Source organism: Falsiroseomonas sp. (assembly GCF_041690465.1).
Taxonomy (GTDB): Bacteria; Pseudomonadota; Alphaproteobacteria; order Acetobacterales; family Acetobacteraceae; genus Falsiroseomonas.
In genome coordinates this window covers 22,048-36,056 of the sequence record NZ_JAWLHG010000005.1, presented here as the reverse complement: position 1 = coordinate 36,056, position 14,009 = coordinate 22,048, and the positions used below count along the sequence as shown (strand labels likewise).

Sequence of the window (14,009 nt, the reverse complement as noted above, 5' to 3'; positions counted from 1 at the left end):
GCGGCTTTGGTTCCTTGCGCCCCGTCCCCCGCCTCAGCCGGCGAAGGCGCTGCGCCCCGGCATGGCACCGCCGCGCAGCGCTCCGGCGCGCACATCGCCCCATTGGCCGGCATGGCCCGCCGGCAGGGCACGGCTGATCGGGCTCGACAGCCAGATCCGCAGCAGGTTGCGCCGCCCGCCGGCGCCATCCGCATAGGCGGTGCGGCCGTGATAGGTGACGTGCTGGTTCATCAGCTGGATCTGGCCGGGCTCGAACGGCATCTCCAGGCAGAGTTCCTCGGCGAGGGCCGCCAGCAGGTCCATCGCCTCGATCTGCGCAGGCGTCAGCGGTGGCACGCCCGGCATGCCCTGCGCGAGTTCCACATAAGTGCGGCTGTACTGGCTGGTGAAATCCCCCTGCGGGCCGCGCGCGAAGACCGGCATGGGGAAGGGCCGGGTCGCCATGCCCGCGCCCTCCTCATCCGCCGGCCGGGCGCGCCAGAAATCCGCATGCAGCACCGCCAGCAGGTCGGGCCGGCGGGCGAGCATCGCGTCATGGATCGCCACGGTGGAGACGATGCGGGACACGCCGCCGGCGATCCCGTTGGACGCGCACAGCAGGCAGAGCAGGTCGCACTTGTCCGTGTGGAAGCGCAGCGGGCCGGTTGAGCGGCTGCGCGCGCGGGCCGTGCCGCTGGCCACCGCGGCGCCGGTGCCGGTCTCGTCCTTCACCTCGGCGATGATCTCGCCGCTGGTGTTCGGCGGCAGCGGCGTGCCGAGATGGCACATCAGCCCCCAGAAGACGCGCTTGAGATCCGCCTGCGTGTAGCGCGCCGGGTCGAGGCCGATGAGGCGCACCAGCCCGCGGCCGCTCTCCAACTCGTGCGCGACCGACGCCAGGAAAGGTGCCGTGCGCGGCAGCGGAAAATCGCGCGCGTCGAATCCGGGCGGTGCGCGACCGCCCAGAGCCGCCAGCGCGGCGTCGATCTCCTCCGCCGCGCCGTCCGGCAGCGCCATGATCCAGCCGGCATCCCGCGCCAGCTCCGCGCCGGTCCAGGCGGCGCGCCCGCCAATCGGGTTCATCAATCCGGCCTCCCGCCACCGCCCACGCGTCGGGCCAGGTAGCGCCGACCCCAGCCTTCGCCGCGCACCCACGCAAGCAGGTTCTCCCCGCTCGGCGCCGCGCCATCCAGCGCGCAGACGCTCCGCCAAGCCAGCGCCAGCATGCAGGAGAGCACCGGCACGCCGCCATGGAACGGTGTGCGCTGGATCGGCGCGAGCGTCGGCATCCCGGTGCCGAGCATCGCGATGGCATCCAACCCCGCCGGGTCCAGCGCCATCAGCGCCTGATGCGCGCCCTCTCCGCTCATCGCGTAGATCGGGTGGAATCCGCCATCCTCCAGCGCGGAGCCGGAGATGCGCACCACCTCGAAGCCCATCGCCTGCCAATAGGCGGCGGCCGCGCCGGTCAGGTCCTGCGGATAGGGGCTGACCAGGCCGATCCGCCTCGCGCCGAGCGCGTGGAAGGCATCGCGCACCGCATGGCCGGCGGTGATGAAGGGCACGCCGCGCGCCGCGGAAATGCGCGCGACCGCCGCCTCCTCCTCGGCGACACCGGCGTAGTAGGAGGCGCCGGTGCAGGCGAACGCGATCGCCCCGACCGGCGCATTGGCGAACTGGTCCGACCACGCCTCCAGCGCGGCGAGGTAGTCCAGCAACCGCGCAACGATGGTGGTCTTCGCGGAGGTCATGCGCGCATTCACCATGGCGACGCCGGGCGGCAGCAGCGCCATCAGCTCGGGCTCGACCGTGGTGTTCGCCTGCGGCGTCAGCACGCCGAGCAAGCCGCGCGGGGCGTATTCGACCGCCATCCTGCTACTCCGTCCTTTCCCGTGAGCCGCGCGGCGATGCACGCCGCATCGGCAGGATCCTTGTTGCCGCGCCGGCAGACATGCCCATCCGGCCGTGCCAGCACCAGCCCCGGCGCGCCGCAGGACCGCACCGCCTCCAGCAGGCACTTCACGATGCGCGCGATCACTGCCGAGCCTCAATCCCACCGGGCCGCCGCCCGCAATCAGCACCGGCACGCTCCGGCATCCTGTGGCCTCCTTACCCGCGGGACGGTAGCCAGCGGCACGGGGCGCGGCAACCGCCCGCGCCGGACCATATTTCGAAATGCAGCCGGTTGCGTCTCGACGCAGGTGGCGGCCAGTGCGAGGCTGCCTTCCGACAGATCGCGGAGCATCCTCATGGCGCGAAGGCTGCGGATCGGCCTCGATGTCGGCGGCACCTTCACCGACCTCGCCCTGGTGGACGAGGCGACAGGGCGCATCACCTTCCACAAGGTGCCCTCCACGCCGCACGACCCCTCCGAGGCGATCGAGGCGGGAATCCTCGGCCTGCTCTCGCGCGCGCAGGGCGCAGCCGGCGAGGTGGTGTTCCTCGGCCATGGCACCACGGTGGCGACCAACATGGTGATCGAACGCCGCGGCGCGCGCACCGGGCTTCTCACCACCAGGGGCTTCCGCGACGTGCTGGAGATCGGCCGGCAGACGCGGCCCAACCTGTATGACTACACGGTGAAGCGGCCGGAGCCGCTGGTGCCGCGGCGGCGGCGGATCGAGATCGCCGAGCGCATGGCCGCCGAGGGAACCGTGCTGCGCGACCTCGACGAGGCGGAGGTGGAGGAGGCGGCGCGCGCATTGCTGGCGCAGGGCGTGGAAGCGATCGCCGTCGGCTTCGTGCATGCCTGGCGCGACCCGCGGCACGAGCTTTCCGCCAAGCGCGTGCTGCAGCGCGTGGCGCCGGACACCTATCTCTCGATCTCGGCCGAGGTGCTGCCGGAATTCCGCGAGTTCGACCGCTTCTCCACCACGGTGATGAACGCCTATGTCGGCCCGCGCATGGCCCGCTACCTGGAGCGGCTGCAATCGCGGCTGCGCGACTCCGGCATCGTGCCGGGCCCCTACACCGTGCATTCGAATGGCGGGCTGATGTCGGTGGCGACCGCCGGCGCGGCGCCGGTCCGCACCTGCCTCTCCGGGCCCGCCGCGGGCGTGATCGGCGCGGCGGTGGTGGCGGGCGCGGCGGGCTTCCGCGATGTTGTGACCTTCGATGTCGGCGGCACGTCCACCGACGTCTCGGTGATTGCGCAGGGCGCGCCGACCTCCACCTCCGCACGCGATGTCGCGGGGCATCCGGTGAAGGTGCCGGCGATCGGCATCGACGTGATCGGCGCCGGTGGGGGCAGCGTGGCGTTCATCGATGCCGGCGGCGCGCTGAAGGTGGGGCCGCGCAGCGTCGGCGCGCATCCCGGCCCGGTCGCCTATGGCAAGGGCGGTACGGAGCCGACGCTGACAGATGCCAATATCGTGCTCGGGCGCCTCGATCCCGTGGCGCTGCTGCGCGGCGCGATGCCGGTGGATGCCGCCGCGGCGCGCCAGGCGGTGGCGCAGAAGATCGCGACGCCGCTGCGCCTGCCGGTGGAGGAAGCAGCCCTCGGCATCATCCGCGTCGCGGTGGCGAACATGGGCCGCGCCATCCGCGGCGTGACGACGGAGCGCGGCTATGCGCCGGAACGCTTCGCGCTGTTCGCCTATGGCGGTGCCGGCCCGCTGCACGCGACCGAGGTGGCAGGCGAATGCGGCATCCCGGTCGTCGTGGTGCCGCGGGAGCCGGGCACGATGTGCGCACGCGGCATCCTGCTGGCCGACATCGCGCTGGATTTCGTGCGCACCGCCATCGCGCCGCTCGACGAGGCAAGCTGGTCGCGCGCCGGCGCGCTGTTCGGCGAGATGGCGTCCGAAGCGCAATCCTGGCTCGAAGGCGAAGGCGTGCCGCCGGCCCAGCGCGACGCCGCGCGCGCCGTGGACCTGCGCTACGATGGCCAGAACTTCGAGGTACGCGTGAAGCTGCCGGAAGGCGGGCTCGATCTCGCCGCGCTGCGCGAGGCCTTCGCGATGGAGCATGAACGCACCTATGGCTATGCGATCCCCGGGCGCACGGTGGAGCTGGTGAATTGCCGGCTGACCGCGCTGGGCCGCGTGCCGCGCGGCGCGCCGGAGCCACCGCCCTCCGAGGGCTCGCCGGAGGCGGCGCGCATCGGCCAGCGGCGGGTCTATTTCGATCGCGAGATCGGCTGGCGCGACACGCCGGTCTATGACCGCGACAGGCTGCCCGCCGGCGCGCGCCTCACCGGCCCCGCCGTGATCGAGGAGATGAGCGCAACCACCGTCGCCTTCCCCGGCCAGCTCGTCGAGCTCGACGGCGATGGCAACATCGTGCTGCGCCAGACCGCACGCAACGCCGCCACGCAGGAGGCGACCGCCCATGCCTGACACCCACCAGGCCCCGGCCGCCGACCCGGTGGCGATGGAGGTCTTCGCCAACCGCCTGCTCTCCATCACCGAGGAGATGGGGCACATCCTGATCCGCGCCTCCTTCTCCACCAACATCAAGGAGCGCAAGGACTGCTCGGTCGGCATGTTCGACGTGCGCGGGCGCTGCATCGCGCAGGCCGCCCACATGCCGCTGCACCTGGGCTCGCTGCTCGGCGCGGTGCGGTCGGTGCTGGAACACACGCCGGCCAGCGCAATGAAGGATGGCGACGCCTTCGTCTGCAACGACGTCTTCCTCGCCCGCGGCACGCACCAGCCTGACATCACCATCGTCACCCCGATCTTCCGCGATGGCCGCGTGGTGTTCTTCGCCGTGAACACCGGCCACCACTCCGATGTCGGCGGTCCCTACCCCGGCTCGATGTCGCAATCGGCGCGCAGCATCTTCGAGGAAGGGCTGCGCATCCCCGTCATGCGCATCGCGCGGGGAGGAGTCGGGCCGGAAGGCCGCGGAAGCGAGGTGGATGAGGACCTGCTCCGCCTGATCGCGCACAATTCCCGCGAGCCGATCGAGCGCACGCTGGACCTTCGCGCGCAGATCGCCGTGAACCGCCGCGGCGCCGACCTCATGCTGCGCCTTGTCGATGCCGACGGGATCGACAAGGTCGAGCGCGCGGTCGACGACCTGATCGCCTACACCGCCCGCCGCCTGCGCGCGCGCATCGCCGCGATGCCGGATGGCGAGTGGCATGGCGAGCGCTGGATGGACTCCGATGGCCTGCCCGGCGGCGGCAGGATACGCCTCGCCGTGCGTGTCGCGGTGAAAGGCGACGACCTGCTGCTCGACTTCGAAGGCTCCGCGCCGCAGGCGCGCGGCGCGATGAACGTCGCGGGCGTCGCGCTGGAAGCCACCTGCTACTACGCGGTGAAGGCGCTGCTCGATCCCGACCTGCCGGCGAACAGTGGCCTGTTCGAGAGCATCCGCCTCTCGGCGCCCGAAGGCAGCATCCTCAACCCGCGCTTCCCGGCCGCCACCGCGGTGCGCGCGATCACCTGCAATCGCGCCGCCGGCGCGATCTTCGACGCGATGAACCGCGCCGTGCCGCCGGAGCGGCGCATGGCGGCCAGCCACGATTCAGTCCCCCTGCTGCTGGTTGCCGGGGAGCGCCGCAACGGCGGCCCCTATGTCTATCTCGAGACGCTGGCCGGCGGCATCGGCGCGACCTGCGGCGCCGATGGCGCTGATGCCGCGCAGGTACACACCGTCAATTCCTCCAACCTGCCGGCCGAGGCGCTGGAGATCGAGTACCCGCTGCTGGTGGACGAATATGCGCTGGTGCCGGATAGCGGCGGCGCCGGCCGCTGGCGTGGCGGGCTGGGGCTCGCGCGGCAGGTTTCCTCGCGGGTGGACGGCTCGCTGCTGACCGCGCGCGGCGAAGGCTACCTCACCGACGCGCCGGGCTGCGAGGGCGGGCTGCCCGGCGGTCTCGCCAGGCTGCGCCACAACCCCGGCACGCCGGGCGAGAAGCCGCTGCCCACCGCGACCACCGCGCTGCCGCTCGCCGCCGGCGAGGCGGTGCGCATCCAGACGCCGGGCGGCGGCGGCTTCGGCGCGCCCTCCCAGCGCGACCCGCATGCGCTCGCCGCCGACATCCTCGATGGCAAGGTTTCCCGGGACGCCGCCGAACGCGACTACGGCGTCGCCCATGTGCAACAGGCTCTTGCGAACTGGGAGGACCGCTGATGACCTTCACGATCCCACGCCGTGCGCTGCTCGCCGCGGCCCTGCTGCCTGCGCCGGCGTTGGCCCAAGGGGCGGCAGGAGCGGCCTATCCCAGCCGGCCCGTCCGCCTGGTCGTGCCCTTCCCCGCCGGCGGCGGCACCGACATTGTTGCGCGGATCTACGCGCAGAAGATGACCGAGCTGCTCGGCCAGCCGATGGTGGTCGAGAATCGCGGCGGCGCCGGGGGAAATCTCGGCATCGAGAACATCGTGCGCTCCGCACCGGACGGCTACTCGCTGGTGCTGTCGAGCAACGGCCCGGTGGCGGTGAACCGGCACCTGTTCCGCGACATGAACTTCGATCCCTCGACGGATCTCGCGCCGATCTCGGTCACCTTCCGCATCGAGCAGGCGCTGATCGTGAATCCGACGCTGCCGGTGAACAGCGTGCAGGACTTCATCGCCCTGGCGAAGCAACGGGAGCTGACCTGGGGCTCCGGCGGCACCGGCAGCTCGCTGCACCTGGCGGGTGAGCTGTTCAACCTGCGCGCCGGCGTGAAGCTGACGCATGTGCCCTATCGCGGCGGCGCGCCGGCGATGAACGACCTCGTCGCCGGCAACATCCACGCGATGTTCGACAGCCTGCCTTCCCTGGTGCCGCAATTGCGCGGCGGCCGCGTGAAGGGCCTTGCGATCTGCGCCGCGCAGCGACACGCGCTGGTGCCGGAACTGCCGACCATGCAGGAGGCGGGCGTCGCCAACTACGTGGCCGGCACCTGGGGCGCCGTCTTCGCGCCGAAGGGCACGCCGGAGCCGATCATCGCCCGCCTCGCCGCGGCGACGCGCGCGGCGCTGACGCATGAGCCGACCAAGGCCGCGCTGGCCCGCGCCGGCGGCGATGCGCAGCACTCCACCCCGGCGGAGCTGGCGGATCTGCTGCAGCGCGAGATCGCGCTCTGGGGCCAGGTGGTGCGGGAGGCCAACATCACCGTCGGCTGACCCGCCAGCTCAGTATCCGCGGCCGCGCTCCACCACCTGGTGGAGCGCCTCGCCGGCCAGGAATCGGCGCAGATTGGCACGGAACAGATCGAGGCAGCGCGGGCCATACGCCACCGGGTCATAGAGCCCGCAATGCGCGGTCACCACCAGGTTCGGCGTGTCCCAGAGTGGGCTGTCCTCCGGCAATGGCTCCTGCGGCAGCGCGTCCAGCACGGCGCCGGCGAGGCTGCCCTCGCGCAGCTTCGCGGCCAGCGCCACCGCATCGAGCTGCTCGCCGCGGCCGATATTCACCACGCCGGCATGGCGCGGCAGCAGGTCGAGCTCCGCACGGCCGATCAGCCCATGCGTTTCCGGCGTCAGCGGCAGCGCGATCACCAGGAAATCGGCCGCCGGCAGGTGCGTGCGGAAGCCGTCGCCCGCCGTCATCACATCCACCGAGGGATGCGGCCGGCCGGAGCGGCTGTTGCCGACCACCCGCATGCCCTGGGCTTTCAGCGCCGTCGCCGCCGCGCCGCCGAGCGCGCCCATGCCGAGGATCAGCGCGGTCTTCCCCGCCACGACGGAGGCCGGGCGCGGCGCCCAGCGATGCGCGCGCTGCGCCGTCATCAGCTGCGGCAGCTGGTTGTTCAGCATCAGCACGGCGGTCAGCGTGAACTCCGCCGCCTTCGGCTCATGCGTGCCGCTGGCATTGGTCAGCACCACCTGCCGCGGCAGATCGAGCTTCAGCAGCCCCTCGACGCCCGCGCTGGTGCAGCTGATCCAGCGCAGCTTCGGCGCGCGTCGCGACAGGTCGTGCAGCGGCGCCTGGCCGGTGAGGAACAGCACCTCCGCCTCAGTCAGCGCCGCCTCGAACGCCTCCGCCGTCCCGCCGTGGCTGAGTTGCACGGCGCCGCCGAGATCGGCCAGCGCCGCGGCGATCCGGTCCTCGGTGAACTGCGGCGCAGTGCCGGCATCCGGGCTTACCTGCGCATGCACACGCACCGTCCGCCGCAGCATCATTCGATCCGCAGGTTGTTGGCGCGGATGATCCGGCCGTAGCTCTCGGTCTGCGCCACCAGCCGCGCCCGGAAGGCGGCCGCGCCATCGGCCTGCACTTCGCCGCCGATCTGCGCGATGCGCGCCTTCACGGCCGGCTCGTTCAGCACCGCAGCGACCTCGCGCTCCAGCCGGGCGACGACGTTGGGTGGCGTCTGGCCCTGCACCAGCAGGCCCTGCCAGGTGCCGGCATCGGGCTCCGGCCAGCCGAGCTCGCGGAAGGTGGGCAGGTTCGGCAGGTTGGGGAAGCGGCGCGGGCCGGTCACGGCGATGCCGCGCATCTGGCCATTGACCACATAGGCCATGGATTGCGTGGCGCCCGCCATGGTCAGGTTGGATTCGTTCGACACCAGCGAAAGCAGCGCCGGCGCGCCGCCGCGATAGGGCACATGCTCCATCGCCCCGCCCCAATGGTTGGCGAGCGAGAGGGCTACGATGTGCGTCAGCGTGCCGGTGCCGGAATTGGCGGCGTTCAGCCTGCCCGGATTCGCCTTGGCATAGGCCGCCAGCTCGGCGGCGTTCTGGACAGGCAGCGCATTGTTCACCGCCAGGATGTAGGGCGCGAAGACCACCATCTGCACCGGCGCCAGGTCGCGCAGCGGGTCGAACGGCATGCGCGCGAACAGCCAGGGATTGGTCGCCAGCGCGGAGATGTCGAGCAGCACCATGGTGTGCCCGTCCGGCCGGCTCTTCGCCACATGGTCGGCGCCGATATTGCCGCCGGCCCCCGGACGGTTCTCGACGATCACGTTCTGGCCGACCCGCGCCGAGAGCGGCTGCGCGATCAGGCGGGCCAGGATGTCGCTGGTGCCGCCCGGCCCGAAGGGCACGATGATGCGCAGCGTCTGGTTGAATTCCTGCGCGTGCAGCGCGGGCGCGGCCAGCGCCAGCGGCGCGCCGGCCGCGGCCTGCAGAAACCTGCGTCGTTGCATGAAACGGTTCCTCCGGTGCGGGTGCGCCTGCTACCCGCGTGCCTCTCGCAAGATCATCTACCCGCGTGCTTCCCGCACGACCGCATCCTTGCGCGATGCAACCCCGGGCAGCAAGGAGGTTCCGAGCCCCGGCGCGGTCGGCGCCTGCGCCATGCCCTGGCGGATCACCGGCAGCCCGGTCACCAGGTCCCGGTACCAGGTCGCGAGGGTTGCGCGCACCACCTCCTGGAAGATCGCGGTCGGCGCGTGCAGCGCCAGGTGCAGCCCCGCCATCAGCGTCACCGGCCCGGTGCAGTCATGCGGCGCCAGCGGCCTGGCGTAGGCCTCGGCAAGCGCGGCGATCTTGCGCCCCTCGGTCAACCCGCCGCACCAGGCGAGGTCGAGCATCACGATGTCCACCGCCTGGGCTTCCAGCATCTGCCGGTAGCTCACCGCCCCGCCCAGGGTCTCGCTGCCGCAGATCGGCGTTCGGGTGCGGCGGCGCAGATCGGCGAGCGCGCCGAAGTCGTTCATCTTGCCGATCGGGTCCTCGGCCCAGAAGACGCCGACATCCTCCAGCGCGCGACAGATCCGCTCGGCCGCCGACGCGCTCCACAGGCTGTGGAGCTCCGCCATCAGCTCCATCCGGTCGCCCACCGCGGCGCGCACCTTGCGGAACGGCTCCAGCCCCGCCTTGAGGTCGGCCAGCGCGATCATCTGCCCGCCCGTCGAAGCGGCGTAGCCGTCGAACGGCCAGATCTTCATCGCCGTGAAGCCTTCGGCGAGCAGGCTCTCGGCCAGCGCGCCGGCGTCGCGCATGAAGGCGACCTGGTCGTCATAGGGGCCGACCGCTGCCTCGTCGCCCGCGACATCGCGTCGCCCCGCCGCGCCGCCGCCCTTGTTGCCGCTGTTGTAGGCGTAGCCCGCGCAGGTGTTGTAGCTGCGGATCTCGCTGCGCGCAGCGCCGCCGAGCGCCTCATGCACGGGGATGCCATGGCGCTTGCCGGCCAGGTCCCACAGCGCGATGTCCACCGCGCTGGCCGCGCGCAGCTCGGCACTCGCCGCGCCGAAGCCGACATAGGGCGTCGTCAGGTGGCGGGAGATCGCCTCGATCCGCCGGCTGTCGCGGCCGAGCAGCCAGGGCGCGGCCTGCTCGTGGATCACCGCCTCCACCGCCTCCGCGCCGCGGAAGCTCTCGCCCAGCCCGGTCAACCCCTCATCGGTCTCGAGTTCCACCCAGACTAGGTTCGGCCGCTCCGCGATGCGGATGGTGCGGACGCAGCACAGCTTGGACATCGCGGACCTGGCTCCTGGTGCGGGCGTCGTACCCCGTCCGACTCTCCGCCGCCGGGCGGCACTGTCAATGCATGGCCGGCACCCGCTTTCTCTCTGTCGGCGCCGCCATGCCGACAGTAGTGTCGCGCCGCACACGGCAGCGCGAGAGCCACGATGGACCATGCCCACCCCCGGCGGATGATGGCGCTGCGCCGCCTGCTCGGCATGGTCGTGATGGGACCGGCGCTGCTGTTCGGCGGCCCGGCCCGCGCGCAGGATGCGACCGTCGGCGTGCGGGCCGGCCCGCTCTCGATGGACCCGCATGTCTCCTCGGCCGGCCAGCACGCATCGGCGCTGCGCAACATCTTCGATGCCCTGGTCCGCCGTGGCCCCGAGATGGAGTTGCAGCCGAACCTCGCCGAAAGCTGGCAGCGCATCGACAGCACCACCTGGGAGTTCCGGTTGCGCCGCGGCGTGACGTGGCACGACGGCACGCCCTTCACGGCGGAGGACGTGAAATTCTCCGTGGCGCGCATCCCGACCGTGGTGGCCGGCACCGGCGGGCTCGCCGCCTATGTCCGCTCGATCGCCGCCGCGGTGGTGGTGGACGAGCACACCATCCGCTTCCGCACGCATGCCCCGGCGCCGACGCTGCTTGCGGAACTCGATCGCGTCTTCATCGTGCAGGCGCGCAGCAATCCCACCTTCCGCTCCGGCGATGCGGCGATCGGCACCGGACCCTACCGCTACGTCACCTGGGCGCCGCGCGGCGAGCTGGTGCTGGAACGCAGCGACGCCTATTGGGGCGACACGAAGCCACACTTCCACCGCGTGACCTTGCGCGAGATCCCCAGCGACAGCGCACGCGTCGCCGCGCTGCTCGCGGGCAGTGTGGACCTCATCAACCAGGTCCCGCCGCCCAGCGTCACCGCGCTGCGTCGAACCCCGGGCGTGGACGTGCTGCAGGTGCCCTCAATCCAGGTGTTCCTGCTGCATCCCGACGGGCGCGAGACATCACCGCTGGTGACCGACAACGAAGGCCGCCCGCTCGCGCAGAACCCGTTCCGCGACGTGCGGGTCCGGCGTGCGCTGTCACTCGCGATCGACCGCGACGGCATGGCACGCACCGTCATGCAGGGCCTCGCGGAGCCGGCGGACACGCCGCTGCCCACCTCCTTCTTCGGCGTGCCGCGCGGGGCCGGCCAGCTGCGGCACGACCCCGCCGAGGGCCGCCGCCTGCTGGCCGAGGCCGGCTATCCGCGTGGCTTCCGGGTGCAGCTGCATTGCACCAACGACCGCTTCGCCGGCGATGCGCAGGTCTGCGCCGCGCTCGGCCGGTCGCTGGCCTCCATCGGCATCACGGCGGAGGTGATTGCACTGCCGGCCTCGGTCTACTTCACCAACTTCACGCGTGGCGACTACAGCCTGACGATGAATGGCTGGGGCACGCTGACCGGCGATGCGACCTACATGCTCGCCGCGCTGCTGCACAGCCGCGGCGTGGATCCGCGCTTCGGCACCTTCAACCGGATGCGCTACTCCAACCCGGAGGTGGACCGCATCACCCGCGCCAGCCTGGACGCGCTGGAGGAAGCGGAGCGGCGCAACCTGGTCGAGCAGGGCATCCGCACCGCGATGGACGAGAACGCGATCATCCCGGTCGTGAACCTGTCCGCGGTCTGGGCGGTGCAGGCGCAGCGCATGTCCTTCACCGCGCGGATGGACGAGGAGACGCTGGCGCTCGACATGCGCCCAGCCGCCACACGATGACCCACCCGCCGCAGGCATCCTGCGCACTGCCGAACGGATCGGGCATGGCCGCCGCAACCCCGATGGCCACAGCCGCCCCCCGTCGCGAAAGTTTATGGCAATCTGACGACTGAGGGAATATATCATAATTTATGAGCACGAGCACGGAAGCGCCCCCCCGGCGCGGCGCCTCCCCCGAGGAGACGAAGCGGCGCATCGAGGACACCGCCGAGCGGCTGTTCCGCACCATGGGCTACCAGAAGACCGCGGTGGCCGACATCGCGCGCGAGCTCGGCATGTCGCCCGCCAATGTCTATCGCTTCTTCCCCTCCAAGAGCGCAATCAACGAGGCGATCGCCGCCCGCATGCTGGGCGGGCTGGAGGCCGAGATCTGGGCCATTGCCCGCGGCGAGGGGCCGCCGGAGGAACGCCTCGCCACGCTGCTCCGCACGCTGCACCGCCGCCATCTGGCCCTGTTCTTCTCGGAGCGCCGCCTGCACGACATGGTGACCGCCGCCATGGCCGAGCATTGGGGCGTGGTGGAGCGCTTCATCCATGCCACCACCACCGCGGTCCGCCACGTGCTGATGGACGGCATGGCCAGCGGTGCCTTCGCGAAACTCGATCCGGAGGCGACGGCCAAGGCGGTCAAGCAGGCCGTGATGGCCTTCATGCACCCCGTGATGATCTGCGAATGCGTCGGGCGCAACACGCCTGAGGAGGAGATGGCGGGGGAGCTCGACACCATCATCGCGCTGCTGCTGCGGGGTCTCCGACCCTGAAGGCTCCGAACTGACGGTTATTGACTTTCATCAGTCGGTAGTCATGATAGTGCCTCCTGCACCGGAGGCCCCTCCATGCGCCACCTCGTCCGTGCTGCGCGCACTCCCGCCCTGCTCCTGCTGTTGCCGCTGCTTGCCGCCTGCCGCGCCGAGCCGCCGGCGGCGGCCCAGGCCACGCCCGCCCCCGAACCCCGCCCCGTGCAGGTCGCCCAGGTCGCCTTCGCCCCTGCCGAGGCCGGCACCGCCTACACCGGCATCGTCCGCCCCCGGCACGAGGCCGAGCTCGGGTTCCGCACCGGCGGCCGCATCACCGCCCGGCTGGTGGAGCTGGGCGAGCGCGTCGTCGCCGGCCAGGAGCTCGCCCGGCTCGACCCCGCCGACCTCGCCCTGGCGCTGCGCAGCGCCGAAGCCGATCTCGCCGGCGCCGAGGCGCAGGCCCGCCAGGCTGCCAACGATGCCGCGCGCTCCCGCTCCCTGCTGACGGCCGGCCATGTCGCGGCCGCCTTCGACGACCAGCGCCAGGCGGCCGCGCGCGCCGCGGCGGAGCGCGTTGTCGGCGCCCGCGCCGCGCTGGAACTGGCGCGCAACCGCCTCTCCTACGCCACGCTGCGCGCGCCGAGCGATGGCGTCGTCGCCGCCCTGCTCGCCGAGGCCGGCCAGGTGGTGACGGAAGGCCAGGCGGTGCTGCGCCTGGCCGACACGAGCGAGCGCGAGCTGGTGGTCCGCGTGCCGGAGGCCACGCTGCCCGCGCTGCGCGACGCCGCCGCCGAGGCGCGCTTCTGGGCGCGGCCGGAGACGCCGCTCGCCGCCACGCTGCGCGAGGTGGCGCCGCAGGCCGATGCGGCGCTGCGCACCTATGCCGTGCGCTTCTCGCTGCCCGATGCGCCCGATTGGGTCGCCCTCGGCATGACCGGCACGGTGCGGCTGGCGCGCGAGGCCGCGCCGGTCGCCACCCTGCCGCTTTCCGCCCTGCACGACCGCGGCGCCGGGCCGATGGTCTGGCGCGTCCTGCCGGAAGGCCGCGTCGAGGCGGTGCCGGTCGCGGTGCGCCATCTCGGCGCCGAGACCGTGCAGGTCAGCGGCCCGCTCGCGCCGGGCGAGCAGGTGGTGGCGCTCGGGCCGCAGTTGCTCGATCCCGCCAGCCGCGTCCGCGTGGTCTCCACGCGGCTTTCCGCCTCGCTGCGCTGAAGGGGGAGCGCCAATGGCCCGCTTCAACCTCT

The 14,009-nt window shown here is 72.2% G+C and carries 11 protein-coding genes; 6 read left to right on the top strand and 5 right to left on the bottom strand.

Features of this window, described 5'->3' with window-relative positions; genetic code table 11:
* Positions 1-33: 33 nt before the first annotated feature.
* The gene (locus tag ACESM1_RS07700) at positions 34-1,062 is read right to left on the bottom strand and encodes a TauD/TfdA family dioxygenase (RefSeq protein WP_372619119.1); all 1,029 of its coding nucleotides are present in this window, start codon (positions 1,060-1,062) and stop codon (positions 34-36) included.
* Positions 1,062-1,850 carry a hypothetical protein gene (locus tag ACESM1_RS07695; protein WP_372619118.1) on the bottom strand — a complete coding sequence of 263 codons (789 nt, stop codon included), beginning with the start codon at positions 1,848-1,850 and terminating at the stop codon, positions 1,062-1,064. Before ACESM1_RS07695 ends, ACESM1_RS07700 begins: the two co-directional genes overlap by 1 nt.
* Before the next feature lie 378 nt (positions 1,851-2,228).
* Between ACESM1_RS07695 and ACESM1_RS07690 the strand changes: the two genes are divergently transcribed.
* Genes ACESM1_RS07690 through ACESM1_RS07680 form a run of 3 tightly spaced genes read left to right on the top strand, consistent with a single transcriptional unit; the run spans position 2,229 to position 7,037 of the window.
* Positions 2,229-4,316 (top strand): hydantoinase/oxoprolinase family protein, encoded by a 2,088-nt coding sequence (locus ACESM1_RS07690; RefSeq protein ID WP_372619117.1) that lies wholly within the window; start codon positions 2,229-2,231, stop codon positions 4,314-4,316.
* Positions 4,309-6,060, top strand: coding sequence for a hydantoinase B/oxoprolinase family protein (locus ACESM1_RS07685; protein WP_372619116.1), 1,752 nt, complete (start codon positions 4,309-4,311; stop codon positions 6,058-6,060). The genes ACESM1_RS07690 and ACESM1_RS07685 overlap by 8 nt, the downstream gene beginning before the upstream one ends.
* Positions 6,060-7,037, top strand: coding sequence for a Bug family tripartite tricarboxylate transporter substrate binding protein (locus ACESM1_RS07680; protein WP_372619115.1), 978 nt, complete (start codon positions 6,060-6,062; stop codon positions 7,035-7,037). The genes ACESM1_RS07685 and ACESM1_RS07680 overlap by 1 nt, the downstream gene beginning before the upstream one ends.
* 9 nt (positions 7,038-7,046) lie before the next feature.
* On the opposite strand, the gene ACESM1_RS07675 is transcribed toward ACESM1_RS07680, so the two are convergent.
* From ACESM1_RS07675 to ACESM1_RS07665, 3 genes are read right to left on the bottom strand one after another with little or no spacing between them, the layout of a single operon-like run.
* Positions 7,047-8,033, bottom strand: a complete 987-nt coding sequence (locus tag ACESM1_RS07675; RefSeq protein WP_372619114.1) for a D-2-hydroxyacid dehydrogenase — start codon at positions 8,031-8,033, stop codon at positions 7,047-7,049.
* A complete protein-coding gene (locus ACESM1_RS07670; RefSeq protein ID WP_372619113.1) occupies positions 8,033-9,004 on the bottom strand; it encodes a Bug family tripartite tricarboxylate transporter substrate binding protein in 972 nt (323 codons plus the stop codon). Before ACESM1_RS07670 ends, ACESM1_RS07675 begins: the two co-directional genes overlap by 1 nt.
* A 57-nt stretch (positions 9,005-9,061) precedes the next feature.
* Entirely contained in the window at positions 9,062-10,279 is a 1,218-nt protein-coding gene (locus tag ACESM1_RS07665) for a mandelate racemase/muconate lactonizing enzyme family protein (protein ID WP_372619112.1), read from the bottom strand.
* Between the two features lie 153 nt (positions 10,280-10,432).
* Between ACESM1_RS07665 and ACESM1_RS07660 the strand changes: the two genes are divergently transcribed.
* The 3 genes from ACESM1_RS07660 to ACESM1_RS07650 all read left to right on the top strand — a co-directional run bounded on the left by ACESM1_RS07660 (position 10,433) and on the right by ACESM1_RS07650 (position 13,977).
* A complete protein-coding gene (locus ACESM1_RS07660; RefSeq protein WP_372619111.1) occupies positions 10,433-12,028 on the top strand; it encodes an ABC transporter substrate-binding protein in 1,596 nt (531 codons plus the stop codon).
* 131 nt (positions 12,029-12,159) lie between these two features.
* Positions 12,160-12,789, top strand: coding sequence for a TetR/AcrR family transcriptional regulator (locus ACESM1_RS07655; RefSeq protein WP_372619110.1), 630 nt, complete (start codon positions 12,160-12,162; stop codon positions 12,787-12,789).
* Between the two features lie 75 nt (positions 12,790-12,864).
* The gene (locus ACESM1_RS07650) at positions 12,865-13,977 is read left to right on the top strand and encodes an efflux RND transporter periplasmic adaptor subunit (protein WP_372619109.1); all 1,113 of its coding nucleotides are present in this window, start codon (positions 12,865-12,867) and stop codon (positions 13,975-13,977) included.
* The last annotated feature ends 32 nt before the right edge of the window (positions 13,978-14,009 follow it).

Coding starts and splice junctions, on each gene's coding strand:
- ACESM1_RS07700 (WP_372619119.1), bottom strand. CDS start 1,062: ATGAACCCGATTGGCGGGCGCGCCGCCTGGACCGGCGCGGAGCTGGCG.
- ACESM1_RS07695 (WP_372619118.1), bottom strand. CDS start 1,850: ATGGCGGTCGAATACGCCCCGCGCGGCTTGCTCGGCGTGCTGACGCCG.
- ACESM1_RS07690 (WP_372619117.1), top strand. CDS start 2,229: ATGGCGCGAAGGCTGCGGATCGGCCTCGATGTCGGCGGCACCTTCACC.
- ACESM1_RS07685 (WP_372619116.1), top strand. CDS start 4,309: ATGCCTGACACCCACCAGGCCCCGGCCGCCGACCCGGTGGCGATGGAG.
- ACESM1_RS07680 (WP_372619115.1), top strand. CDS start 6,060: ATGACCTTCACGATCCCACGCCGTGCGCTGCTCGCCGCGGCCCTGCTG.
- ACESM1_RS07675 (WP_372619114.1), bottom strand. CDS start 8,033: ATGCTGCGGCGGACGGTGCGTGTGCATGCGCAGGTAAGCCCGGATGCC.
- ACESM1_RS07670 (WP_372619113.1), bottom strand. CDS start 9,004: ATGCAACGACGCAGGTTTCTGCAGGCCGCGGCCGGCGCGCCGCTGGCG.
- ACESM1_RS07665 (WP_372619112.1), bottom strand. CDS start 10,279: ATGTCCAAGCTGTGCTGCGTCCGCACCATCCGCATCGCGGAGCGGCCG.
- ACESM1_RS07660 (WP_372619111.1), top strand. CDS start 10,433: ATGGACCATGCCCACCCCCGGCGGATGATGGCGCTGCGCCGCCTGCTC.
- ACESM1_RS07655 (WP_372619110.1), top strand. CDS start 12,160: ATGAGCACGAGCACGGAAGCGCCCCCCCGGCGCGGCGCCTCCCCCGAG.
- ACESM1_RS07650 (WP_372619109.1), top strand. CDS start 12,865: ATGCGCCACCTCGTCCGTGCTGCGCGCACTCCCGCCCTGCTCCTGCTG.